At 58.4% G+C, this 25,370-nt stretch carries 18 protein-coding genes and 4 tRNA genes; 8 read left to right on the top strand and 14 right to left on the bottom strand.

Annotated elements, in window-relative coordinates; translation table 11 throughout:
- Positions 1–150 precede the first annotated feature (150 nt).
- Both ACM6IQ_RS03545 and ACM6IQ_RS03540 read left to right on the top strand, forming a co-directional pair.
- Positions 151–1,959 (top strand): di-heme-cytochrome C peroxidase, encoded by a 1,809-nt coding sequence (locus ACM6IQ_RS03545; protein WP_414878079.1) that lies wholly within the window; start codon positions 151–153, stop codon positions 1,957–1,959.
- A 29-nt stretch (positions 1,960–1,988) separates the two neighbouring features.
- Positions 1,989–3,125, top strand: a complete 1,137-nt coding sequence (locus ACM6IQ_RS03540; protein WP_031318580.1) for a catalase family protein — start codon at positions 1,989–1,991, stop codon at positions 3,123–3,125.
- A gap of 135 nt (positions 3,126–3,260) precedes the next feature.
- Here ACM6IQ_RS03540 and ACM6IQ_RS03535 read toward each other — a convergent pair.
- From ACM6IQ_RS03535 to ACM6IQ_RS03520, 4 genes are all read right to left on the bottom strand, one after another.
- Positions 3,261–3,337, bottom strand: a tRNA-Asp gene (locus ACM6IQ_RS03535).
- A gap of 19 nt (positions 3,338–3,356) precedes the next feature.
- Positions 3,357–3,432: transfer RNA gene (locus ACM6IQ_RS03530), tRNA-Val, on the bottom strand.
- Positions 3,433–3,620: 188 nt separating this feature from the next.
- A tRNA-Asp gene (locus tag ACM6IQ_RS03525) sits at positions 3,621–3,697 on the bottom strand.
- Positions 3,698–3,716: 19 nt separating this feature from the next.
- Positions 3,717–3,792 (bottom strand) — tRNA-Val (locus ACM6IQ_RS03520).
- 160 nt (positions 3,793–3,952) lie between these two features.
- Between ACM6IQ_RS03520 and rdgC the strand changes: the two genes are divergently transcribed.
- From rdgC to sugE, 3 genes are all read left to right on the top strand, one after another.
- The gene (rdgC, locus tag ACM6IQ_RS03515) at positions 3,953–4,873 is read left to right on the top strand and encodes a recombination-associated protein RdgC (RefSeq protein WP_017340046.1); all 921 of its coding nucleotides are present in this window, start codon (positions 3,953–3,955) and stop codon (positions 4,871–4,873) included.
- Between the two features lie 155 nt (positions 4,874–5,028).
- Complete coding sequence (locus ACM6IQ_RS03510; protein WP_017340047.1) at positions 5,029–5,994, top strand: bile acid:sodium symporter family protein; 966 nt, start codon at positions 5,029–5,031, stop codon at positions 5,992–5,994.
- Positions 5,995–6,113: 119 nt separating this feature from the next.
- The gene (gene sugE, locus ACM6IQ_RS03505) at positions 6,114–6,428 is read left to right on the top strand and encodes a quaternary ammonium compound efflux SMR transporter SugE (protein WP_017340048.1); all 315 of its coding nucleotides are present in this window, start codon (positions 6,114–6,116) and stop codon (positions 6,426–6,428) included.
- Between the two features lie 77 nt (positions 6,429–6,505).
- Here sugE and ACM6IQ_RS03500 read toward each other — a convergent pair whose 3' ends face one another.
- Together ACM6IQ_RS03500 and ACM6IQ_RS03495 are read right to left on the bottom strand one after the other, a co-directional pair.
- Complete coding sequence (locus ACM6IQ_RS03500) at positions 6,506–7,270, bottom strand: TenA family transcriptional regulator (protein WP_414878078.1); 765 nt, start codon at positions 7,268–7,270, stop codon at positions 6,506–6,508.
- Positions 7,271–7,348: 78 nt separating this feature from the next.
- Entirely contained in the window at positions 7,349–9,808 is a 2,460-nt protein-coding gene (locus tag ACM6IQ_RS03495; protein ID WP_017340050.1) for an EAL domain-containing protein, read from the bottom strand.
- A gap of 345 nt (positions 9,809–10,153) precedes the next feature.
- Between ACM6IQ_RS03495 and ACM6IQ_RS03490 the strand changes: the two genes are divergently transcribed.
- Positions 10,154–14,743 carry a hypothetical protein gene (locus tag ACM6IQ_RS03490; RefSeq protein WP_414878077.1) on the top strand — a complete coding sequence of 1,530 codons (4,590 nt, stop codon included), beginning with the start codon at positions 10,154–10,156 and terminating at the stop codon, positions 14,741–14,743.
- A 1-nt stretch (position 14,744) separates the two neighbouring features.
- On the opposite strand, the gene ACM6IQ_RS03485 is transcribed toward ACM6IQ_RS03490, so the two are convergent.
- From ACM6IQ_RS03485 to ACM6IQ_RS03465, 5 genes are all read right to left on the bottom strand, one after another.
- On the bottom strand, positions 14,745–16,562 hold the full coding sequence (locus ACM6IQ_RS03485; RefSeq protein ID WP_017340052.1) for an ABC transporter ATP-binding protein: 1,818 nt from the start codon (positions 16,560–16,562) through the stop codon (positions 14,745–14,747).
- Positions 16,555–17,193 carry a DsbA family protein gene (locus ACM6IQ_RS03480; RefSeq protein ID WP_214377598.1) on the bottom strand — a complete coding sequence of 213 codons (639 nt, stop codon included), beginning with the start codon at positions 17,191–17,193 and terminating at the stop codon, positions 16,555–16,557. Before ACM6IQ_RS03480 ends, ACM6IQ_RS03485 begins: the two co-directional genes overlap by 8 nt.
- A gap of 3 nt (positions 17,194–17,196) precedes the next feature.
- Positions 17,197–18,138, bottom strand: a complete 942-nt coding sequence (locus tag ACM6IQ_RS03475) for a rhodanese-related sulfurtransferase (protein ID WP_017340054.1) — start codon at positions 18,136–18,138, stop codon at positions 17,197–17,199.
- A 333-nt stretch (positions 18,139–18,471) separates the two neighbouring features.
- Positions 18,472–18,771 carry a BolA family protein gene (locus tag ACM6IQ_RS03470; RefSeq protein ID WP_017340055.1) on the bottom strand — a complete coding sequence of 100 codons (300 nt, stop codon included), beginning with the start codon at positions 18,769–18,771 and terminating at the stop codon, positions 18,472–18,474.
- Positions 18,772–18,783: 12 nt separating this feature from the next.
- On the bottom strand, positions 18,784–19,314 hold the full coding sequence (locus ACM6IQ_RS03465; protein WP_017340056.1) for a DUF2059 domain-containing protein: 531 nt from the start codon (positions 19,312–19,314) through the stop codon (positions 18,784–18,786).
- 192 nt (positions 19,315–19,506) lie between these two features.
- Between ACM6IQ_RS03465 and ACM6IQ_RS03460 the strand changes: the two genes are divergently transcribed.
- Complete coding sequence (locus tag ACM6IQ_RS03460) at positions 19,507–20,901, top strand: class II fumarate hydratase (protein ID WP_414878105.1); 1,395 nt, start codon at positions 19,507–19,509, stop codon at positions 20,899–20,901.
- 104 nt (positions 20,902–21,005) lie between these two features.
- On the opposite strand, the gene ACM6IQ_RS03455 is transcribed toward ACM6IQ_RS03460, so the two are convergent.
- Positions 21,006–21,965, bottom strand: coding sequence for a DMT family transporter (locus tag ACM6IQ_RS03455; RefSeq protein ID WP_017340058.1), 960 nt, complete (start codon positions 21,963–21,965; stop codon positions 21,006–21,008).
- Between the two features lie 201 nt (positions 21,966–22,166).
- Here ACM6IQ_RS03455 and ACM6IQ_RS03450 point away from each other — a divergent pair, with 201 nt between their 5' ends.
- Positions 22,167–22,361 (top strand): DUF6316 family protein, encoded by a 195-nt coding sequence (locus tag ACM6IQ_RS03450; protein ID WP_017340059.1) that lies wholly within the window; start codon positions 22,167–22,169, stop codon positions 22,359–22,361.
- Between the two features lie 97 nt (positions 22,362–22,458).
- Here the strand turns inward: ACM6IQ_RS03450 and ACM6IQ_RS03445 are convergent, their stop codons facing one another.
- Positions 22,459–23,643 carry a thiolase family protein gene (locus ACM6IQ_RS03445; protein ID WP_414878076.1) on the bottom strand — a complete coding sequence of 395 codons (1,185 nt, stop codon included), beginning with the start codon at positions 23,641–23,643 and terminating at the stop codon, positions 22,459–22,461.
- A 104-nt stretch (positions 23,644–23,747) separates the two neighbouring features.
- On the bottom strand, positions 23,748–25,271 hold the full coding sequence (gene pap / locus ACM6IQ_RS03440) for a polyphosphate:AMP phosphotransferase (RefSeq protein ID WP_414878075.1): 1,524 nt from the start codon (positions 25,269–25,271) through the stop codon (positions 23,748–23,750).
- Between the last annotated feature and the right edge of the window lie 99 nt (positions 25,272–25,370).

The following is a 25,370-nucleotide window of genomic DNA, read 5'->3' as shown; positions in this document are numbered from 1 at the left end:
AACGCATTTCCGGAATCAGATGATGAAGCCTCTGTCATCTTCGCCTCACAGACACAACTGAGCAGTCCCACAACATCTGGCGTAATGGCCACTTGCCGCACGCCTGTAGCTGAGGCATAAGAGAGCGACAAATCGACAAGGATGTTTATCTTGCGCCTCTTTTATCGCTTGCTGGTTCTGATCGTACTGTTGCTGGGCGTGTGCCTGGCCGTGATTCTGTATTACGTCGCCAACCCGAAATTGCCGACCTGGACACCTGCGCAGCAGGTGCATTATCTCGAGCAGTGGAGCGCGACGGACCGCCAGACCTACTACTTCACGCCTCAAGGCACCCAAGTCAAAGGCTTGCGCTACGACTGGTTCAACGCGCTCGAACTGCCTTTTTCGCAACAGCGCTTTGCCGCTCCGGAATACCTCGCACGCTTCGGTTTTCTGGTCGATCCCGCGCAGAAAGCCACGCCCAATAACCCCGGCAACCTGCCCGTGGGCTTTGCCCGTCATCAAAACCCAGGCAGCCCGGATCAGTTTCTGGACATTACCTGTGCCGCCTGCCACACCGGCGAGTTGCGTTTCAACGGCCAGGCTATCCGCATCGATGGTGGTTCGGCACAGCACGTCTTGCCTTCCAGCGTTCCGACACTGCGCGGTGGCAGTTTCGGACAGGCACTGGTCGCCAGTCTCGCTTCGACATACTACAACCCATGGAAATTCGAACGTTTCGCTCGCAACGTGCTGGGCCAGGACTACGACGCCCGGCATCAACAACTGCGTAAAGACTTCAAGACCTCTCTCGACACCTTCCTGAAAGTCGCCTGGAACGACACCCACCGCGGGCTCTACCCGACCGAGGAAGGCCCTGGCCGTACCGACGCGTTCGGACGCATTGCCAACGCCAGTTTCGGTGACGCGATATCACCCACCAACTATCGGGTAGCCAACGCGCCGGTCGACTATCCACAACTGTGGGACATGTGGACCTTTGACTGGGTCCAGTGGAACGGCTCGGCACAGCAGCCTATGGCGCGCAATATCGGTGAGGCCCTGGGGGTAGGCGCCACGCTGAACTTCTTCGACAGCAACGGGCAGCCCCTCAAGGGCGACAATCGCTACCCGTCCAGCGTCCGGGTGCGCGATTTACACCAGATCGAAGAAACCCTGCAGCGACTCAAGCCGCCGGCCTGGCCGGAAGCCCTGCTGGGTGCCATCGACAAACCGCTGGCGGCCAAGGGGCGTGCGCTGTTTGCAGAGAACTGCGCCGGTTGCCACGTTCCGCGGGCGACCCAGGAAGGCGAACGCTGGGTACAGCATTTGCACATGCTGCCCGTCGACGTCATCGGCACCGATCCGACTGCCGCGAACAACATCGCCAACCACCGTTTCGATCTGACGGCTCTGCAATGGGACCCGGCGGAGCTTGCGCAAATGGACGTCAAGTTGCACCCCGAACCCAAGGAACCGCTGGATCTGAGCCAGCTGTCAGTGGCCAAGGGCCTGGCCTACGTCACTGCGTTCGTAGAAAACCGCGCTTACCGTGAGGCCAAGGTCACAGCGGAGGAGAAACCCAAGCTCGACGGTTTCGGCCTGCCGATCGGCGTTCGAGAAAAAGTGGCCTACAAGGCGCGGCCACTGGCGGGCGTGTGGGCGACGGCGCCGTTTCTGCATAACGGTTCGGTGCCGAGCATTTACCAACTGCTATCGCCCCAGGATGAACGCGCGACCACTTTCTACAAAGGCACGTTCGACTACGACCCGCGACACCTGGGCTATCGCACCGAAGCCTTCACCAACGCATTCCTCTTCGACACGCGCTTGACCGGCAACCACAACAGTGGCCACGAATTCCGCGCCGGTGAGCGTGGCAACGGAGTGATCGGCCGGTTGTTGCAACCCGAGGAGCGCTGGGCGCTGTTGGAGTACCTGAAAGTGTTGGGCGGCCCGCTGGAGGCGCAACTGCCATGATCATGACCACCTTCAAAAAGGATTTGCCGATGCTCGCCCGATTCTGGTTGTGGCTGGGCCGCCTGCTCGGCAAAACCCTGCTGATTCTGCTGTGCGTCGGCCTGCTCGGATGGGCGCTGGTCACTGCCTGGTATGCCTGGCAGCACCGCGGCCCGGTCTCGGCACTGGAGCAGATTCCGGAGGGCGAAGCCGCCATGACCCGGGATGTGATTCAGACTGCCGTGCGCATTGTCGACCAGCACCGTGAAAGCACCCGCTACCTGCGCGACGCCCACGCCAAGGCCCATGGCTGCGTGAAAGCCGAGGTACAGGTGTTGCCGGAACTGGCGCAGGACCTGCGCCGCGGCGTCTTCAGCGAACCGGGCAAGCGCTGGCAGGCGACCATGCGCCTGTCCAACGGCAACGCTTATCCGCAGTTCGACAGCATTCGGGATGCCCGGGGCATGGCGATCAAATTGTTGGATGTGCCGGGCAAGCCACTGCTGGGCGATCGCCAAGGGCAACACGAGCAGGACTTTGTGATGTTCAGCCATCCGAACTTCTTTGTCAGCGATGTCGCCGAGTACCGTCAGAATGTCGCGGCTCAGGCTGACGGAAAAAAGATCATGGCGTTTTTTCCTGGCTGGGATCCGCGCACCTGGCAGGTCCGTCATTTGTTCATCGCCCTGGCGACACTGTCCCCGCCGCCGGAAAGCCCGACACGCACCACTTATTTTTCGGTATCGCCGTATAAATTCGGCGAGGCCAACGCCAAGTTCCGGGTGATGCCGGATTCGGACAACTGCCCGGCCTACACCTTGCCCAAGCAGAACCAGGATCTGCCGAACTTCCTGCGCAGCGCCCTGACTCAACAGTTGTCCACGGACCGGGTGCCGGCGTGTTTTGTCTTGCAGATCCAGCGCCAGGATGCGAACAGGTTCATGCCGATCGAAGACACCAGCATCGAGTGGCGCGAGCAGGATGCGCCGTTCGAAACCGTGGCCCGGATCACCCTGCCCCCTCAGGACTTCGACACCCCGGCGCAAAATCTGCAATGCGACAACCTGTCATTCAATCCATGGTTCGGCCTGGAGGCTCATCGTCCGATTGGCGGTATCAACCGGCTGCGCAAAGCCGTGTACGAAGCGGTCAGCGACTACCGGCACAGTCGAAACGCCGAGCAGTAAGCAGAAACGAAAAAAGCGACCCGCGGGTCGCTTTTTCAATGGAAGCCAGCAAAGCCAAACTCCAGACAGCAAAAAGCCCGCATTGAGCGGGCTTTCCGTGGTGACCTGGCGTTCAGCGTTCCAGATTACCGAATATGGCGCAGCGGACGGGACTCGAACCCGCGACCCCCGGCGTGACAGGCCGGTATTCTAACCGACTGAACTACCGCTGCGCGTAGCGTTGAAAGTAAGTGGTGGGTGATGACGGGATCGAACCGCCGACATTCTGCTTGTAAGGCAGACGCTCTCCCAGCTGAGCTAATCACCCTTTACCTTCGTTGCGGGGCGCATTGTGCCACAGATTTTCATAACGTGTTGATTTAATTGATAAATAACTCAAAAAAATCTGAAAACCGGTGAAACGACGCATCCTGCAGGAACTTCAGGCAGAAAAAAACCCGCGTTAGCGGGCTTTTCCGTGGTGACCTGGCGTTCAGCGTTCCAGGTTACCGAATATGGCGCAGCGGACGGGACTCGAACCCGCGACCCCCGGCGTGACAGGCCGGTATTCTAACCGACTGAACTACCGCTGCGCGTAACACTTGAAGCGAATGGTGGGTGATGACGGGATCGAACCGCCGACATTCTGCTTGTAAGGCAGACGCTCTCCCAGCTGAGCTAATCACCCTTCACTTTCGGTGTGGCGCGCATTCTACGGAGCGACCTCACCTCTGGCAAGCACTTTTTTAAATAATTTTTTCAGGCCTTCCAAAGGCTTAGAGAAGGGTTGGCCTATGGCGCCACGAAGAGAATAATGCCCCACTTTGTATAAAGGAGAGACTCGCCCCATGTGGTTCAAAAACCTGCTTATCTATCGCCTGACCCAAGATCTGCCTTTTGATGCCGAGGCGTTGGAAACTGCACTGGCCACCAAACTGGCGCGTCCTTGTGCAAGCCAGGAGTTGACCACCTACGGTTTCGTCGCGCCATTCGGCAAGGGCGAAGATGCACCTCTGGTGCACGTCAGCGGCGACTTCCTGCTGATCTCCGCGCGTAAAGAAGAGCGCATCCTGCCGGGCAGCGTCGTGCGCGACGCCGTGAAGGAAAAGGTCGAAGAGATCGAAGCCGAACAAATGCGCAAGGTCTACAAAAAGGAACGCGACCAGATCAAGGATGAAATCATCCAGGCCTTCCTGCCTCGCGCCTTTATCCGCCGTTCGTCGACCTTCGCAGCCATCGCACCGAAACAAGGTCTGATTCTGGTCAACTCGGCCAGCCCGAAACGCGCCGAGGACCTGCTGTCCACCCTGCGCGAAGTCATTGGCACACTGCCGGTGCGTCCACTGACCGTGAAAATGTCCCCGACCGCCACCATGACTGAATGGGTCACAACCCAGAAAGCCGCGGACGATTTCTTCGTGCTGGACGAATGCGAACTGCGCGACACCCACGAAGACGGCGGCATCGTGCGCTGCAAGCGTCAGGACCTGACCAGCGAAGAAATCCAGTTGCACTTGAGCACTGGCAAAGTGGTCACCCAGCTGTCGCTGGCGTGGCAAGACAAACTGTCTTTCGTCCTCGACGACAAGATGGTGGTCAAGCGCCTGAAGTTCGAGGATCTGCTGCAGGATCAGGCGGAACAGGACGGCGGCGAAGAAGCCCTCGGCCAACTGGATGCCAGCTTCACCTTGATGATGCTGACCTTTGGTGATTTCCTGCCGGCGCTGGTTGAGGCGTTGGGTGGGGAAGAGACACCTCAAGGCATCTGATTCTACAAATCGGCGGCGCCTGTAAAAGATCGCAGCCTGCAGCAGCGCCTACATGGGAATGCGTTTCCCTGTAGGCGCTGCTGCAGGCTGCGATCTTTTTTTGCCAGCGGCGTATGCTTAGCTCCCTAACGCTTTCTTACAATAAGGATCAGGCCATGCGTGCACTGGCTGCATTGAGTCGTTTTGTCGGCAACACCTTCGCTTACTGGGTTCTGATTTTCGCCGTCGTGGCCTTCTTGCAACCGACGTGGTTCATCGGCCTGAAAGGCGCCATCGTCCCGTTGCTGGGGCTGGTGATGTTCGGCATGGGCCTGACCCTCAAACTCGAAGACTTCGCTGAAGTCGCCCGCCATCCGTGGCGTGTGGCCCTGGGCGTCGTTGCACATTTCGTGATCATGCCCGGTGTGGCATGGTTGCTCTGCCAGGTTTTCCACTTGCCGCCGGAAATCGCCGTTGGCGTGATTCTCGTCGGCTGCTGCCCGAGCGGCACCTCGTCGAACGTGATGACCTGGCTGGCGCGTGGAGATCTGGCATTGTCGGTTGCCATCGCCGCCGTGACCACCCTCCTCGCTCCGCTGCTGACCCCTGCATTGATCTGGCTGCTGGCTTCGGCCTGGTTGCCGGTGTCGTTCATGGAGCTGTTCTGGTCGATCCTGCAAGTGGTGTTGTTGCCCATCGTGCTCGGCGTGGTCGCTCAGCGCCTGCTCGGCGCTCGGGTTCGCCACGCGGTGGAAGTGTTGCCGCTGGTTTCCGTGGTCAGCATCGTGATCATCGTCACCGCTGTCGTCGCTGCCAGCCAGGCGAAAATCGCAGAGTCCGGCCTGCTGATCATGGCCGTGGTCATGCTGCACAACAGCTTTGGTTACTTGCTCGGGTACTTCACCGGGCGTCTGTTCAAGCTGCCCTTGGCCCAGCGCAAATCCCTGGCACTGGAGGTCGGCATGCAGAACTCCGGTTTGGGCGCCGCGCTGGCCAGCGCGCATTTCTCACCGCTGGCGGCGGTGCCGAGTGCGTTGTTCAGTGTGTGGCACAACATTTCCGGAGCACTTCTCTCGACGTATTTCCGCCGGATGAGCGAGAAAGAAGATCGAGAGACAGCAGCTCGACAAGCAACCGAATAAGCGACCAGCTTGATCCCCGGTTTAATGATGGGCACTATATTGCGCAACGCGAGGACGACCTCGCGGCTCGATCGAGTCATTAATCTGGGGACGACCCCGTCAATCGATGGAGGTCTCTCATGTCCTGGGTCATTCTGTTTTTCGCCGGACTGTTCGAAGTAGGCTGGGCTGTCGGCCTGAAATACACCGATGGTTTCAGCCGCCCTCTTCCCACCGCATTGACCGTTGCCGCCATGGCCATCAGCCTTGGCCTGCTCGGCCTTGCCATGAAGGAACTGCCGCTGGGCACCGCTTATGCGATCTGGACCGGCGTGGGTGCGGTCGGCACGGTCATCGCCGGGATCATTCTGTTTGGTGAGTCCATGGCGCTGTTCCGGCTCGCCAGTGTGGCGTTGATCATTGCCGGGTTGATTGGATTGAAAGTCAGCACCTAGCCATTGCCGGCTCATAAAAAGCCCGCTCCCCCGGCAATACCGGGGGAGCGGGCTTTTTCACCGACATGAAAAACCGATCAGCTTTCAGCCAGCACCCTGCGCTCACGCGCCGCGACCGGAGCCTTCTCCACAGGTTCAAGCTGCATGCAGCGTTCCAGGAACAGGAACATGTAGTCGTAGCTTTTGCACACCGCCTGACGCAACTCCGCCTGCAAGGACTTGCTCGGATTCAATCCTGCCAGCGTGCAGATGATTTCCAGCGCCTCCCATGGATGGGCGTCGTCGTACTGGGCATGCATCTTCAGCCACTTCATGGCCCGCTTGCGATCTTCCTCGGGGAACGCTGCCGCATAGACACCACTGGAGCAGACGAGCGCCGACCACTCACCTGTCGCGCCTTCAATGGCGTAGTTGGTGGCAGCAATGGCAACGATCAGCGAATCTGCCGAACTGGTGTGCCAGCACCAGTGGCTCAAGGCATGAAGTTCCGGGGCAACCTGTTGCGCCTGCAGATCTTCCAGGCTGACACCGTGAGCGCGGCTCCAGTGCACCCAGTAATCGGCGTGGTTCAATTCCACACGGATGTTGCGCATCAACCAGCGGCGCGCCATATCCTCGCCGGGGTGGCGGGCAAAACGGGTCTTGGTCAGGTTCTGGGCCATATATAACGCGAACTGTTCGACCACCGGCCAACCACCAATCAGGTAGTGACGCATGGTTTTGGCGCTGAGTTTATTGTCTCGCATGCGCCTGTACAGTTCGTGTTCGACAACCCGGCGTTTACTCTCGCTGCAATCCTGGATCAGTTGCTGAGCCCAGGCGGGGTAACTTGCAGCTTCCATGAGGGGGCCGGTTCTGTTGAATGTGTCGATCACTGTCGGGTTCCTTTTGATTGTGATTGTAAGGATCAGCAAGAGATTTCAACGGAACGTGCCAGGCGCCTTGAATAACAACGGCTGTCGCCTGGCAGGACGACTTTGCAAACTATCGCAGGTAAACAGATGCGGGCGCTCAATCACATACCCTTGAGCGTAATCCACCCCGATCTCAAGCAATGCCTGCTCGATCTGGGGTGTTTCAACAAACTCGGCAATCGTACGCTTACCCATGACATGCCCGATGTGATTGATCACTTCGACCATGGCGCGGTTAATCGGGTCGTCCAGCATATCCTTTACGAAACTCCCGTCGATCTTCAGGAAGTCTACAGGCAAATGTTTCAAGTAGGCGAATGAGGACATACCGGCGCAAAAGTCGTCCAACGAAAAGAGACAACCTAAGCCTTTGAGTTCATTAATAAATCTAATTGCACTTCCAAGATTGGAAATAGCGCTGGTTTCAGTAATTTCAAAACAAATCATTTCAGGCGGTATGGAGTAAGTAATGAACTGTTGACGCAGGAAGTCCAGGAATGCCTCATCTCCGATAGTTGTGCCTGACAGATTAATCGCACACATCGCCAACGGCCCTTTATGTTTCTCCGCTATACATTGGGCAATGATCTTGAAAACATTCTGCACAACCCAACGATCAAGCGAAGTCATCAGGCCATAACGTTCCGCCGCCGGAATAAAGCTGTCGGGCAATATCATGCGCCCGGCTTCATCATGCAGGCGCAACAGGATTTCGATATGACCGCCACCCTGTTCGACATGACCCAATGTGGCGATTTCCTGGGCATACAGACAAAAGCGGTTCTCTTCCAGCGCCATGTGCAAGCGCTGCACCCAGGCCATTTCGCCAAAGCGCAGGGACAGTTCAGAGTCATCGGCGTGATAGACCTGGACCCGGTTGCGGCCCTTTTCCTTGGCCATGTAGCAGGCCATGTCGGCGGCGCGCAGCGACGTTTCGAGGGTGGTCGGGTGCTGATTGATATGCACCAGCCCGATGCTCACGGTGGTCACGAACGGCCGGCCTTTCCAGACGAAGTGCAGGTTCTGCACGGTCTGGCGCAGGCCCTCGGCGATTTTCTCTGCGGCTTCCGGCGCACAACTCTCCAGCAGGATGCCAAACTCGTCGCCGCCCAGGCGGGCCAGGGTATCGCCTTCGCGCAGCCCCGATTGCAGCAACGCGCAGATATGCCGCAACAACTCGTCTCCCGCCGCGTGGCCGCAGGTGTCGTTGACCAGTTTGAACTGATCCAGGTCGAGGAACATCAGGGCATGGCGCCCCACCTGCCGCGTCAGGTTATGCAGCACCTGCTCCAGCCGATACTCGAATTCGCGGCGGTTGGCGAGACCGGTCAGGGCATCATGGGTCGCCTGCCAGGACAGATTGGCAATGTACTGCCGCTCCTGGGTCATGTCGTGCAAGACCAGCACGGTTCCGCTGACCTTGCCGGCATTACGGATCGGCGCGCCAACCAGCGTGACCGACACTGTGCTGCCATCCAGGCGTTGAATCAGTTTGGAGTGTTCGCTGCCGCCGCTGAGCTGGCCGCTCAGGATGTGTTCGATCAGCGTAAAGCCGTCGGCCTGGGCGTTTTCGTCCAGCAGATTGAACAGCGCTGCCAAGGGCAACCCTGTCGCCTGCTCGGCCTTCCAGTGCGTCAACGCTTCGGCGGCCGGGTTCATGTAGGCAATTGCGCCGTCGACATTGGTGGTGATCACGCCATCGCCAATCGATTGCAGAGTGATCTGCGCGCGTTCTTTTTCCAGCTGCAGCGCGTCGGCGAAGGCATGGCGCTGCTTTAGCAGTTTGTGCGTGCGCATCAGGGCCAGGACAATCAAGCCCAGCGCCGTAGCAAGGTTGGTCACCAGCAACAGCCGCAGGATCATCCGCGAGCCTTCACCCAAGGCATCGCTGAAGGCCTTCGCCGCCGGTGTCACACTTTCGTTGATGACGAATATCTGATCTTTCCAGCGCTTGATATCGGCATCGGTGGCCCGTCCGGTAGTGATGCGCTGATGCATTTCCCGCGCAATGTCATCGAGTTGCACCAGATACGCGTCGCCTACCCTCCAGAGGTCAATGGCTTTCTCGTGGTAACTGAAGTGCCGGAAATTGAGGTACAGCCAGATCACGCTGGACACGTCGTCCGGGTGGTTCCCACCCTTGAGAACCCCCTGGCGTGCCGCTTCAATGTCCGGAGGCTGATGGTCCAGCGCCAGACGCAACTCGTGGCCGCCCTGAGGCACGGCGATGGAGTTCTGGTATTTGAGGAATATCCTCTCGTCGCGGCTGTCCGCGTAGAGGTTCAGGTAATAGATGGCGTCTTTCTGGCCCTTGGACCAGAGGCTTTCGCCAGCGACGTAGCCGCGCACCGCCGAAAGTACATAAAGGCTGACGCCGCCCAGCAAGGCCTGAAACAGCACGACGGCGATAAATGGCCAGACAATGCCCAACAACCGGGGCGTTCCGAGAGTCCGCGTTCGATTCATGAGGTCCCTTGTTTTAGCACTGCCCGATCATCATCCAACGTGATCGCTACAGCTAGACTAGGGTGCGTTTTCGATCCCGGCAAGCGGGCAGCCCTTTCTATGGGCAACTGTCAGTAAATAACTGTTTTCAGTGAGATGCAGACACACCACGCGCACCAGTTCCCCGAAAAAAAACGCCATCACATAACTATGTACCGCTCCCTCTTGCTCATTTTCTCTTGAAATCGGACCACGTCTACATCGCTGTCGAGCGATGCACCGCCCCACTAATAATCAAGAGAAAGCCCACTAATGCCAACAGCCACTCCAAGCGCGACACATCCCTCCTCACCCTCACATGCTCAAATGCATAAAGGCCAGTTAGAAGATTACGAACTCATGCTGACGGCGATGCGTGACGTCAATCTGCACAACTCAATACCGATTCGGCGTTTTTCACCGCTACATAGAGTGAGCGAGGACGGGTACAACGCGTTGTGGCAATTACTGCGCGATAACGACTACATAGCTATGTGTATAAAGCTCAAGCTTCAGCACTCTGATCTTTACGCTAGCTTCAATGATGGCAACTTTATCTATCAAGCCTGGGATACCGATGGCAACCGAGTTTCTTTGGCATTGACGGAGTTTTCAAAATGGCAGGCGCTGAAGGTCCGGATCGAACGGGCCGCGACGTTACTGGGAGGAGCGATACACTCTAACCGCTATATCACTATGGAGAGGATATGCCAGTTTTACGGGCTTACCCCGTGGAGGCGGCTACATCCGCAGGAACATCCCGCTGCTATCGCAGCCCTTGAAGAAAAAATCGCCATCCACCGCTTGAGGCTGGAATACGATTTCGACGCGCTCGATCTAAAGCGCCCGCTCACGGTACAGGATCGGGAAAAATTTCAGCTTCTCCAGCAAGCGTCTCCTGACACTCCACTCGATGTGCAACTACTCCATAACGATCAGGTTCGCGCCGAAATAATTGACGCAGTTAATCTGTTTCTTCCTGAGAACGAACCGTTACTACTGCACTATTTAGCCAAAAGCATTCTTTCCTCGGAAACGATCGGGCAAGTCCGCGCGACACCGACTGTTTATCTGGAAAAAATCCTGCGAAGCCCTGAGGCTGAAAAGCTGGCCGACATCTTACTGAGCACAATGAAGTGGTACGGCGGAGAAGCGGACGAGCAGACCTCTCCATTCATCCGGACCAGACTGGTCGCCAACGCGCTGCAGTATTGGCTTTCTGCACAGACCCAGGACAACCCCGCTTTGATCGCCGGTTATGACCTGCAGTCCCGCGCCAATTGGGGAAAGGGATACAAGGCTATCCGCAACGAATTTGAAACCCATTTGCGCACTGCAAAATTGGCAGCCACGGTAAAAGAAACAATCGTCATGGCCCAACTTTTTTTACCCCGGTTTCCGATCGAGTTTCGCGTCAGGGATATTCCGGAAGATCTTGCATATCGGAGTTCGGCCGTCTGGGTCAACTTCGTCAATGGAGTCAATTTCGTAAACGCCGTCTCACCTGAATTACTGGACAGGCTGAGCTTCCAGCAGTTGGTCAACGTGCCCATGCACCGGACCGAAGTGGCAACGACGGAAGAATTGAATCTCATCAGTCTCACGAGGCTGCCTCCCACGCTGGATTGGGCCACCACCCTCGGTTTCATTGCGCAAAAGCCCCTCAAGGACTACACGCAAGCCGACATCGAACGAGCCTGCTCCGAACTGGAAAAACACTCGAAAGAGGTCAATCAAGCGGTTCTGCGCATCAATGAGGAGCCACCCAAACGCCTGTCCATTGCCAAGGCTGAAATACAAACGCTGTTCGGAAACGAAGCCTTCACTACCGATGGACGCAAACTGGCCAGGTATGACGAGTTGGCTTCGATCGGCTTTCGCGACCCACCGCCACTCAGGGGCAAGGAATACAAATATTACTCGTTCGCCGATGTGTTGGCGTCCGGCATGTTCGACGATCGGCAACGTTGGTTTGTGACTAAGGCCGACGGCGTGACCTTAAGCAAACAATGGATCAGGATGGACGGGGACCGGTATGTAAAAACCGAGGGGCCGTGGCCGGTTCCCGGTCGCAACTGGGAAAACCGCCTTCGGCCAGTTCTGTCACCGTGGAGCAAAATTCCCGATGTTCCTGCGCTGTTTGACGAAGCCTTCAAGCAGCATCTGGAAACAATCACGGCGGCCTATCAAACATTGATTAGAACGCTGTTAACCTCACTTCCATATGCCGACCGCCTGGCCCTGGAGGTGGGCGAAGTGAAGATTTACAGCCTGCGCAAGGAAACCAGGAAAGTCGCCGCCAAGGACGAGACGCCCGAAATAACCTTGCCGCTCAGAGCGCGCAACGGCGTGATACTGCAAGCGACCCAAATAAAAGAACCCATCGGGGACGAAGCCGCGGTTGGCGCGACCACTTTTTACGAGCTTCTCCCAAAAGCCGGTGTGATACGTCGTCTCGAAAACTTTGATGCGACGTTGTTGACTCCCCGGATCGGGGCAATGGCAACCACCTCCAGTGGTGCCTATATGGATGTCATCCGCGACAGGCATTTACCCTTCGACTGGGACGCGCACTCAAACGGCACCCAGCCTAAGGCATCGGCCTTCTGCGAGGCCATAATCGATCAACTGCCACCGGCGCTCAGCGCAGTTTCCGAGGTCACCGAGAATCATCAACGCGCCCCGTTGACCCTGTCTTCCAGCCGCTCAGCGGCAATCAGCCGACATATAGCCACCGAACTCCTGTTCGTTGACCCGCAAGCGTTGCGCACGTTTGCGAAGGGTCAGACCAAGTTTGAACGGGAAGACGCTCAACGCAGAAAGATATTGATGATCGCAAAGATGTTTGTGCCGTTCTGGGGGCCAGTCGAAGACTTGATGTCAGACGATAAGAACCGCATCGCGTTGGGAATAGTCGGCCTGTTTTTCGACGTGATTTCGTTTGTGATCCCCATTGGCAAATTCGCCACGGGATCGATAAGACTGATCAGCAACGCGGGCCAGCTGGCCACTCGAGCAACGCTTCCTTCATTCACCACGCTGACAAAAACGCTGTTGGTATCGACGCTACGAGCGTTGAACCCGCTTGAGATTGTTCCCGCGCTGCTCAAAGGTTTGGGAAAAACGGCGCAGTACACTTACAAAGGCGTCACGTTCAGATTCAACCAACTTGCGGGAAAAATCCGCTACTACGAGTACGTGCGCAGCTTGCCTCAGTTGAGCGACGCCGGACGCTGGATGCCTGCAACGCGGGTTGATCAGTTAGCCAGCATTAAAGGCCTGCACGATGTGCCAATACGCAACATCGGCGCCTCTGGCAAGACGGACATGCGCTTGGTCGATCCATTGTCCTCAAAGCCCTACGGCCCTTCGTTAAACACCCGCGCCAGTGATTTCTCGCCAGGACAATCGCACTACAGCCCCCTGGAAAGCGGCAATCAGCAATCGGTTGTGGAGCTAGCCAACACTCGCCACGTACGCGAAGTACTTGAAGTGGACGGCCGAACCACGCTGTTCATCGATGACGTACCGTATCGACTGAAAGGCGACACGCTGTATCGTGCTGACTTGATTGACCCGAGCGATTGGCTGAAATCGATCCCTTGCCGACCGCGACGCGCCCCGGGAGACGTGTGCACAACCCGTTATGTCATGCGAGACCCGGCCCCGATACCCGCGGAGGGCACGTTCGATGAAACCAGGGGCTGGGCCACCTGGTTCGGCGACAGCATTTACACACCGGGCGCTGCCGACGCGCCCCTGACAAGGGTTTCGTTGGCCACTCACACAACACTCGACGCGACGATGGAATTCCGCAAAGGCATGTACGGACGGGTCAAAGTCAACCTCACTGAAAAGGGTGTGACCGATACCTTCCACTCCGGAGCCGTCATCGCCGACTCGGTCGACGGATCGAAACAGTATGTTTTCACACGTCTCGATGCAGGGGATTTTTACGTTGCCGAGCTGGCGAAAGGGCAAAACCTGCGTGAGGCATTGGTCTTCAAGCAGGCGTCAACCTTGTCCGCCGAACTGCGGCGCGAGTTGATGGTGGTGTACACCGGCTCGTTGAATGCCAACAACATAGCGAATATTTATGGTGTGGATCGGGTTGAGCGCGCGCTAAAAACGATGGAAGAGATCGCCATACCCATAGGCGGCCATGCCAATCCACCCGATACGCTCAGATTGATCAAGGTCGATACCAGCCCAGGCGAGGCGGTCCTGTTCGATCACTCGACGCGAATGATCGTCACCCAGCTGCCCAAAGGTGCAACAAGCTGGTCGCGCAGCAAGGTCGCATCAGAAGCCCTGCGTCAAAGAACAGTGGAAATTTTCGATACATTGTTCCTTGAGCCGAGCATCGTGCTGAAAAATGCCGACAACGCATTGAGGATCGACGGCACGATGAAAAAGCTTCACAAGCTTATCCCTCGTCACCAGCGCTCGTTCAGCCCCAGAAACATCGCTTATGCCGAAGTCGTCACCGCCACCGGGACGCGGGAAGTTTATGTAAGCGTTTCGGGAGCACAGGGAACGACGGGATATCTGCCTTTGTTCAGAAGTAATCTTGGCGCCTCTCAGGTCAAGGTGGGTGCAGCGACCTACTTCAATGTTGATATGAACGAAGTTTTTCCCAGCACATCACTCCGAGTATCGGATGAAGGCAAATTACTCGCGGTGCCGGCGACAATAAAAGATATTGAAAGCTATACCCCGATACTGACTCACAAACCCACCTCACTGGACAGTGAAAGCAAGCTGATCAGCGTGATTCGCGAAAAGTACCCCGATCCCGGATCGATCGAAACGGTTAACGTCGCCACGACCATGCCACCCTGCGAATCCTGTTCGGTTGTTATCAAGGAATTCGGTTTCGACGGCGGTGAAAATGCGCTGAACGTCCTGTGGCACTGATCTAATGTTGTTGCAAATGCCCATACAGCTTGGCGTACAAACCACCCTCGGCAATCAGTTGCTGATGGTCGCCATCTTCGGCAATCTGCCCGCCGTCGAACACCAGCACTCGGTCGGCCTGCTTCACGGCTGACAAGCGGTGCGCAATGATCAGGGTGGTGCGGTGGCTGAGGAACCGCGCCAATGCCTGGTGCAGGTTGTATTCGGTGGCGGCATCCAGCGCTGAAGTGGCCTCGTCGAGGATCACCACTTTCGGTTCGGCCAGCACCATCCGTGCAATCGCCAGGCGTTGGCGCTGGCCGCCGGACAAGCGCACGCCGGAACGCCCGACGATACTGTCCAGGCCGTTGGGCAATTCCCGAACCGTGTTGTGCAGTTGTGCAATTTCCAGTGCTTGCCAGCAGGCTTCGTCACTGCGCTCACGGCCCATGGTCAGGTTGGCGCGGATGGTGTCGTTGAACAGCGCCGGATGTTGCAGGACCACCGCGACATTCTCGCGAACCGTTTCCAGTCCGATCTCCTGCTGGGTCGAACCACCGAAGCGGATGGTTCCTGCCTGTGGCGTATAAAGACCCAGCAGCAACTGCACCAACGTACTTTTGCCGCCCCCGCTGGCGCCGACAATCGCGACTTTTTCACCGGGAGCGATGGACAGGTTCATCTGGTTCAGCACCAGCTCGTCGCCGTAACCGAAACTCAATCCCGTGACTTCGATACCCACGGTTTCACGACCGTTGAACGGGTCGACCCCGCCCGGGTATTCCGGCTCATCGGCACGGGCCAACAGTTCGTTGATCCGCGACAACGCGCCACCGGCGGCGTAGTAGGCGTATTGCAGATTCAACAGCTGTTCCACCGGACCGATCATGAACCACAGGTAGCTGAACACCGCGAGCATCTGGCCGATGGACAGGTCGGAAAACAACACCGTAAGCATCGCCGCGGCGCGAAAAATATCGATGCCGAACTGGAACAGCAAACCGCTGGCCCGGTTCGAGGCATCGGTTTTCCACTGCGAAGTCACCGCGTAATCACGTACTTCGCGAGCTCTCTGGCCGAGGCGCCCGAGGAAGAAGCCCTGACGGTTGCCAGCGCGCACTTCCTGGATGGAATCGAGGGTTTCGGTGAGCGCCTGGGTGAAGCGCGAGGTACTGTCGTTCTCGAGTTTCTTCAGGTGTTTGACCCGCTTGCCCAGTAGCACCGTGGCGTAGATCACCAACGGGTTGAACAGCATGATCAGCAGCGCCAGTTTCCAGTGCATCCAGATCAGGATGCTCGCCGTACCGACCAGGGTCAGCATGGCGACGAGGAAACGGCTGAGGGTTTCACCGACGAATTTGTCCACGGTATCCAGGTCAGTGACCAGGTGCGTGGTGACCGTGCCGCTGCCCAGGCTTTCGTACTCGCCCAGCGAGATGCGCTTGAGCCGTTCGATCAGCCTTATGCGGATGCGGTAGACGATGTCTTTGGCCAGTGCCGCAAACAACTTTGCCTGCACCACGTTGAACAGCAAGGCACCACAGCGCAGCAACAAGGTCACCAGCAGCATCAGGCCGATGTACCCCGCCGCTTTCTGCCAGCCTTCGGGCAGCGCGTGGTTCATGATCTTCAGCGCAGAGTCGCCATGCCCCAGCAGCACTTCATCGACCAGCAACGGCAAGAGCAAGGGAATCGGCACGCTGCACAACGTTGCCAGTACGGCCACGCCGTTGGCGATCCACAGGGCTTTCTTGTGATGCAGGGCCAGTCGGCGGATTTCCGCCCAGCTCAGACGGTCGACACGTGTAGCGGTTGCGGTGTCGTCAGGCTGGTCATGCACAGGCAGCGCGCTCCAGCCAACGGCCGAGCAGCGGTGACAGAACGCTTAGAGGCTGATAGCCATTGGTCAACAACGCCAATTGACCATCACGCTCCGCCAGCAAGGTGGGGAAACCGGCGATGCCGAGGTCCTGCACCCAAGTGAAATCGGCCGCTGTCGCGGCATGTTGATCGGCGCGGTCAAACGCGGCCGCGAACTCGATGCGTGGCAAACCGGCCTGCTCCGCCAGTTCCACCAGTACACTGGCGTGGGTGACATCGCGGCCTTCTGCATAAAACGCATGCTGGATCAGACCGAGCAGTTTCCATGCGCAATCCGGTGCCAGGCTGCGCGCCGTCACCAACGCCCGACAGGCGGGTTCGGTGTCGTACACAAAGCCTTCGGGCAGCGCGCCTTCGGTCTTGAAGGGTTGGCCGGTGGCCTCGGTGACGGCTTGCCAGTGTTCAAGAATGTAACGCCGGGTGGTCGGCTCCAGCGCCGAACCACTGCCAGTGCGCAAGCCACCCACCACCAAATGCACGTCCACACCCGCCGCCTGCGCCTGTTCGACCAGCGCATTGGCCACTGGCGCAAAACCCCAGCACCAGGAACACATCGGGTCCATCACATAGAGCAGGCGGCGAGCAGACATGGTTCAAGCCTCGGAAGGGGTTTGCTTGTAGTTGTAGCCGATCGGGTGCGGCATGTTGCGAGCCTTGGCCAGTTCGATCTGTTTTTGCCGATCGATGGCGCTGCGACGGGTCTTCTCGCTCAGCTTATCCCAGCAATGCGGACAGCTGATGCCAGCCACGTAGTGCTCGGACGCGCGGTCTTCGACACTCACCGGCGTACGACAGGCGTGGCACTGATCGTAGTCGCCTTCGCTCAGGTCATGGCGCACGGTCACGCGGTTATCGAAGACGAAGCAGTCGCCCTGCCACTTGGTTTCTTCCTGCGGCACCTCTTCGAGGTATTTCAGAATGCCGCCCTTGAGGTGATAGACCTCGTCGAAACCCTGGCTGAGCATGTAGCTCGAGGCCTTTTCGCAGCGAATGCCACCGGTGCAGAACATCGCGACTTTCTTGTGCACGGCCGGGTCGAAATTGGCTTTGATGTAATCGGGGAATTCACGAAAGCTGGTGGTCTTCGGATCGATGGCGCCTTCGAAAGTGCCGATCGAGACTTCGTAGTCGTTACGCGTGTCGATCAACAGCACTTCCGGATCGCTGATCAGCGCGTTCCAGTTCTCTGGATCAACGTAGGTGCCGACCTTTTTGTTCGGGTCCACGCCTTCGACGCCGAGGGTGACGATTTCTTTCTTGAGTTTGACTTTGGTGCGATAGAACGGCTGCTCGTCGCAATACGACTCTTTGTGGTCGATGTCGTCCATGCGCGGGTCGTTCTTGAGCCACGCCATCAGCCCGTCGATGCCTTCGCGGCTGCCGGAGACGGTGCCGTTGATGCCTTCTTCGGCGATCAGCAACGTGCCTTTGATGCCGTTGTCGACCATCGCCTGCAACAGTGGCTCGCGCAGGTCGACGTAATTTTCCAGGGTGACGAACTTATACAGTGCCGCCACGACAATCTGTTGTGTCATGGGTGATTCTCCAGGTGGCTACCCTCGTAAGGGGTGAACCGGATGCGAAAAAAAACGCGCCGGGTAAGCGGCGCGTTGCGGATTCTAGCAAAAACGGTGTGGTTTTAGGACTGCAAGTTGCCTTGTGGCGAGGGAGCTTGCTCCCGCTGGACTGCGAAGCAGTCCCAAAACCTGCAACAGGGTTCTGTCTGAAAGAGTGGAGTCGCCAGCATTACGACTGCTGCGCAGCCGAACGGGAGCAAGCTCCCTCGCCACAACAGCCCTTCTGCCCTTCTGCCCTTCTGCGCTTCTGCGCTTCTGACCTTCAGGTTTTCAGCCCATCAACCTTTCACATCAATGTTTGCTACCGCCAGCACAGGTCGGCGAGGCCGGGGCCGCGTCGATCTGTGCCCATTCCTCTGGCGTGTAGGTATGCAGCGCCAACGCATGGAACTCGCCCATCAGCTCACCGAGCGTGCCGTAGACTTTCTGGTGACGCTTGACGCGGTTGAGCCCCTCGAACTGCTGGCTGACCACCACGGCCTTGTAATGGGTTTGCAACCCACGACTGTGCATATGGCTTTCATCCAGCACTTGCAGGTGCTCGGGCTGTAACAGGCCCAGCGTCGATTCGATGCGTTGTTGCATGGTCATACCGGGCTCCGCTTAAGGCTTTTTCTTGACAGCAGGAGCAGCAGCACCGGCTTTAGGGTCCAGCTCGTTGGTCATGTCAGCCAGCAATTTGTTGACCACAGGCACCGCGCTTTCCAGCTTGGCCTGGGTCATCTGGGCCGATTGCTGGGTCAGCTGCGGCATTTTTTCCAGGACTTTCTTGCCCAGTGGCGACTGGTAGAACGCGACCAGGTCCTTGAGCTCGGATTCGCTGAAGTTGGTGGTGTAGAGCTTGACCATGTCCGGCTTCAGCTTTTTCCAGCCAATGGCTGCGTCCAGGGCGGCGTTGGCCTTGGCCTGGTAGGTTTCCAGCAAGGCTTTTTTCGATTCAGGGGCTTTGGTCTGTTCAAAGCGCTGAGCGAACATTTGCTGCACTTGCATGTACACCGGAGTGCCCAATTTGTCAGCGTGCGCCAGGGTCAGGAAAGCTTCGGCACTGGCGTTGTGGCTGGCGGTATCGGCAAAAACAGGGCCGCTGGCGCAAACCAGTGCAACCGCGGTACAGATGGCACGAAGACGAGTCATCGAGTTTCCTTTTCTAGCAGGCGAGGTCAAACCCCAAGGGCATCCATTCTGCGCCTAAAAAAGTGTGTCGCTCAACCCCAAGCCTTGTCGGGCCTGATTTAGAGGGGTTGAATGGTCATAATCCAGACCGATGGAACCACGGCCGGCGATCACGGCCTAAACTGCGCTATCAGACTGACAGGAGTGTGCATGATGAGCCGTATCGAGACCGACAGCCTTGGCGAGGTGGAAGTGCCGGATGAGGCCTACTGGGGTGCTCAGACGCAACGCTCGCTGATTAACTTCGCCATCGGCAACGAGCGTATGCCGCTGGCGGTGCTGCATGGACTGGCGTTGATCAAGAAGGCCGCGGCGCGGGTCAATGACCGCAATGGGGATCTGCCCGCCGACATCGCCCGTCTGATCGAACAGGCCGCCGACGAAGTGCTCGACGGCAGCCACGATGACCAGTTCCCGTTGGTGGTCTGGCAGACCGGCAGCGGCACCCAGAGCAACATGAACGTCAACGAAGTGATCGCCGGGCGCGCCAACGAACTGGCTGGCAACCCGCGAGGCGGCAAGTTGCCGGTGCATCCCAACGATCACGTCAACCGCTCCCAGAGCTCCAACGACTGCTTCCCCACTGCGATGCACATCGCCGCCATGCAGGCGGTGCAGCACCATTTGCTACCGGCGATCAGCGAGCTGTCGGGAGGTTTGGCCGAGTTGTCCGCACGTCACATGAAACTGGTGAAGACCGGTCGGACGCACATGATGGATGCCACGCCGATCACCTTCGGTCAGGAACTCTCGGCGTTCATCGCGCAACTGGATTACGCCGAACGGGCGATCCGCAGCGCCCTGCCTGCCGTGTGTGAACTGGCCCAGGGCGGCACCGCGGTCGGCACCGGGCTGAATTCACCGCACGGTTTTGGCGAAGCGATCGCCTCCGAGCTGGCTGCGCTCTCCGGTCTGCCGTTTGTCACCGCCCCCAACAAGTTCGCCGCACTGGCGGGCCATGAACCACTGACCACTTTGTCCGGCGCGCTGAAAACCCTGGCCGTGACCCTGATGAAAATCGCCAACGACCTGCGCCTGCTGGGCTCCGGGCCGCGTGCCGGTTTTGCCGAAGTGAAATTGCCGGCCAACGAACCCGGCAGCTCGATCATGCCCGGCAAGGTCAACCCGACCCAGTGCGAAGCGCTGTCGATGCTGGCGTGTCAGGTGCTGGGCAACGACGTTGCCATCGGTTTCGCCGCCAGTCAGGGGCACTTGCAATTGAATGTGTTCAAACCGGTGATCATCCACAACCTGCTGCAATCAATCCGATTGCTGGCCGACGGCTGCAGCAACTTCCAGCAGCATTGCATCGCAGGACTGGAACCGGATGCCGAGAAGATGGCTGAACATCTGGAGCGTGGTTTGATGCTGGTGACGGCGCTGAACCCGCATATCGGGTATGACAAGTCGGCGGAGATTGCCAAGAAAGCCTACGCCGAGGGCCTGACGTTGCGGGAGGCGGCGTTGCAGCTGGGGTACCTGACGGATGAACAGTTTGATGCGTGGGTAAGGCCGGAGAATATGCTGGAGGCCGGGGCGAAGGGTTAAGATTTTGGGCGGCCTTTAGTCAGTCATCGCGAGCAGGCTCGCTCCCACAGTTGACCGAGTACTCCTGTGGGAGCGAGCCTGCTCGCGAAGAACGATGACGCGGATTACCCTGCCGCCATCCGAACCTTCCGGGCCTTGAGCCCCGCAATCAACGACGGCCCCAACGCCACCAGCGCCGATCCCAGCACCACCAGCACCGCCCCGCCATACCCAAGACCATTGATCGTCTCGGCCTGCACATAGTCCGGCCACAACCACGCCGCCGTCGCCACCGCAGCGAACGTCACCAACGGCGTGATCGCCAGCGTCGCACTCACCCGCGAGGCTTCCCAGTGCGCCAGCGCTTCGGCAAACGCGCCATACGCAATCAGCGTGTTCATGCAGCACGCCAGCAACAGCCAGCCCTGTAGCGGAGTCAGTTGCAACGCTTCCAGTGGATGCACCCACGGCGTCAGCAACAGCCCGCAGAACAGATAGATCACCATCATCACCTGCAATGAATTCCACACCGTCAGCAGTTGTTTCTGCCCCAGGGCGTAGAACGTCCAGACCGTGGACGCCAGCAACACCAGCAGCACACCCGCCGTGTAGTCAGTCAACGAGGTGAGCAACTCGGCCAGGCGCTGATTGAAAAACAGCCCGAAACCAATCAGCAACACCACCAGGCCAATCCCCTGCCCCACGCTGAAGCGTTCCTTGAACACAAACAGGCTGGCGATCAGCAACATGATCGGGCCCATCTGCACCACCAGTTGCGCGGTGCCGGGGCTGAGCAGGTTCAGTCCCATCAAATACAACACGTAGTTGCCGACCAGGCCGAGCACCGCCATCAGCACCAGCCAACCACCGCGCGGCCCGAGCACTTTGCGGCTCGGCAGGCGCCTGGTGGCGGCCAGGTAAATGAACAGGCATCCGCCGGACACCATCAGCCGAAACCAGGTCACCGTGACCGGGTCCATCACCAGCAGCACTTGCTTGAGTTTGATCGGCAGGATTCCCCACAACAACGCGGTCAACAAGGCCAGGAACAGACCGTAAACCCAGCGACCGGATGAAATGTGCATGCGTACCCCAAGGCCAGATGGCAAGAATCGTCATTCTAGGCTCAGCGGCGCCTGGCACACAGGGACAGTTGGCAAGCAGACGCAAATGAAACTGTGCGGGTCGCAGCAATAAATTGGCGATTTGCCGTCGATCGGTTGGCCAGGCGCGGTAAGCGGTTCATGCATAAGCTCATTGGATCCACCCACCTTCAGGAGACCGCCATGTATGGCATGCGCGCCCAGGACAACGCCCCCGCCACACACTTTCGCAGCGACCGGATGTGTCGGGTAAACGGGGAATTGTATTTCAGCACCCGGGAAAACACGCAAGAGGGGCCGTTTGAAAACCCGGAGGCGGCGGCGCGGGAGATTGAGGCTTATGTCGCGCGGATGCAGCTTTTGAGCGCCAGCCGATAGACCGAGGCGCCTGCATCGTGGGCAAGTCGGAGCGGCGGTACGACGATCCGACTTGCCCACGATGACTATGTAACTGTCCCTACAAATACCAAGGCAATTACTGCACCGCTTCAAACAACCCCGTGGCCCCCATCCCGCCCCCAACGCACATGGTCACAACGCCGTAACGCAAGTTCCGCCGCTGCAATTCCCGCACGAGATGCCCAACCTGACGCGAGCCCGTCATGCCGAACGGGTGGCCGATGGAAATCGACCCACCATTGACGTTGTACTTCTCGTTATCGATTCCCAGCCGGTTGCGGCTGTACAGGCATTGCGACGCGAACGCTTCGTTGAGCTCCCACAGATCAATGTCGGCCACCTGCAACCCCTTGGCCTTGAGCAACTTTGGCACCGAGAACACCGGGCCGATGCCCATTTCATCCGGTTCACACCCTGCCACGGTGAAACCACGGAAGAACGCTTTCGGTTTCAGCCCCAGTTCCAGCGCTTTTTCCAGACTCATCACCAGCGTCATCGAAGCACCGTCGGACAGCTGCGACGAGTTGCCCGCCGTGACCGACCCGTCTTCGGCAAACACCGGTTTCAATCCCGCCAGGCTTTCCAGCGTTGTGTCCGGACGATTGCAGTCGTCACGATCGACGATACCGTCGAGGATCTGCACCTGCCCGGTGGCCTTGTCTTCAACGCGGTACTTCACCGCCATCGGCACAATTTCATCGTCGAACAAACCGGCGGCCTGCGCCTGAGCGGTACGCTGCTGGCTTTGCAGGGCGTACAGGTCCTGTTCTTCGCGGCTGACGTTGTAACGACGGGCGACGATTTCGGCGGTCTGGCCCATGGGGAAGTAGATGCCCGGCACCTGCTCTTTCAGCAGCGGGTTGATCAGGTTGTCGGTGTTGACGCTTTTCATCGTCAGGCTGATGGACTCGACACCACCGGCGACAATGATGTCGCTGCAACCCGAAGCAATCTGGTTGGCCGCAATGGCAATCGCCTGCAAGCCCGACGAGCAGAAGCGGTTGAGGGTCATTCCGGCGGTGCCGGTGCCCAGGCGCGACAGCACCGCGACGTTACGGCCGATGTTGTAGCCCTGGGCACCTTCGTTGGAGCCGGCGCCGACGATGCAATCCTCGACGCTGGCCGGGTCGATGCCCGAGCGTGTCAGCAGTGCATTGACGCAATGAGCCGCCATGTCGTCCGGACGGGTCTGGTTGAACTTGCCGCGAAAGGACTTGGCCAGGCCGGTCCGCACGCTGTCGACGATCACCACTTCACGCATGGCATACCTCATTGTTGTTATCGGTTGAGAAGAGTGGACCGAGCATAAGTCCACCCGTGACCGGTCGCGACAATCATTCACCCCGCGTATGCGCAGCCATCGGCTCAAGTCTTCAGCTTTTTCAGCTTTTTCTCATGCTTGTCGGACTTTTCGAACGCCGCTTCCAGCGCCAGGTTGAGCGTGCGCAAAACCTTGACCCGCGCCCAGCGCTTGTCGTTGGCTTCCACCAGCGTCCAAGGTGAAATTTCAGTGCTGGTACGGTCGACCATGTCGCCGACCGCAGCCCGGTAGGCATCCCACTTTTCGCGATTGCGCCAGTCATCTTCGGTGATCTTGAAGCGTTTGAAAGGAATCTGCTCGCGCTCTTCGAAGCGCTCCATTTGCGTTTCTTTATCGATGGCCAGCCAGAACTTGACCACGATCACCCCGGCATCGGCGATCTGCTCTTCGAAGTCGTTGATCTCACTGTAGGCGCGCAGCCAGTCCGCCGGGCTGCAAAAGCCTTCGATGCGCTCCACCAGCACCCGGCCATACCAGGAACGGTCGAACACGGTGAATTTCGACCGCGCCGGAATATGCCGCCAGAAACGCCACATGTACGGGTGTGCCCGCTCCTCCTCGGTGGGAGCCGCAATCGGCACGATGCTGTATTGCCGGGGATCGAGTGCTGCGGCAACCCGGCGGATCGCCCCGCCCTTGCCGGCTGCGTCGTTGCCTTCGAATACCGCAATCAAGGCGTGGCGGCGCATGCGTTTGTCGCGCATCAATCCCGATAACCGCGCCTGCTCGGTGATCAGCTGCTCTTCGTAATCGCCCTTGTCCAGATGCAGGGACAGGTCGAGGCTGTCGAGCAGGTTGACGTGATCGACGCTGCTGGCCAAGGGCGCGGCACTGACTTTGTCCGGGTGAATCTTCGGTCTTTTCAAGGCACCTTGCAGGCCCTCGAGCAAAATCTTGCCAACCGCCAGGCTTCGATAGCGCGGGTCCATCCCGGCGATGACATGCCACGGTGCATAATCGCGACTGGTGCGACGCAGAATGCGTTCGCCATACTTGACGAACCTGTCGTAAGTCTCCGATTGCTGCCAGTCCAGCGGGCTGATGCGCCAGCTGTGCAGCGGGTCGTCGGCGAGGGCCTTGAGGCGGTCTTTCATTTGTTTCTTGGAGAGGTGGAACCAGAACTTGAAGATCAGCGCACCTTCATCGCACAACATCTTTTCCAGGCGTTCAGCACCGTTGATGCTTTGATCGAGCCTGGGACTCCTGATCACGCCGTGAACCCGAGCCTGCAACATCTGGCTGTACCAGTTGCCGAAAAAAACCCCCATGCGGCCCTTGGCCGGGAGCATCCGCCAGTAACGCCAGGCCGGTGGCCTCGCCAGTTCTTCGTCGGTCTGCTGATCGAAGGTACGGACCTCGATCAGCCGCGGGTCCATCCACTCATTGAGCAGTTTCACCGTCTCGCCCTTGCCGGCACCTTCGATGCCGTTGATCAGAATGATCACCGGAAAACGCTTTTGCTGCTGAAGTTCGAACTGCGCATCGAGCAGTGCCTCACGCAGAGCCGGCACTTCGGCATCATAGGTTTCTTTGTCGATAACGTGACCGATTTCAGCAGATTCGAACATGGGACGGCTCCTTCCAGGATTGAACAAGACTAGCGGATTGACCTCTGCTGCGTGGCAGAAATCCATCTTTGTTGGCCGAGATGAAAACTGTGGCGAGGG

The sequence above is a fragment of the Pseudomonas sp. IT-P100 genome (genome assembly GCF_949767185.1).
GTDB lineage: Bacteria > Pseudomonadota > Gammaproteobacteria > Pseudomonadales > Pseudomonadaceae > Aquipseudomonas > Aquipseudomonas fluorescens_B.
Note: the sequence above shows the minus strand (reverse complement) of the source record. Positions and strands in the feature narration are given on the sequence as shown.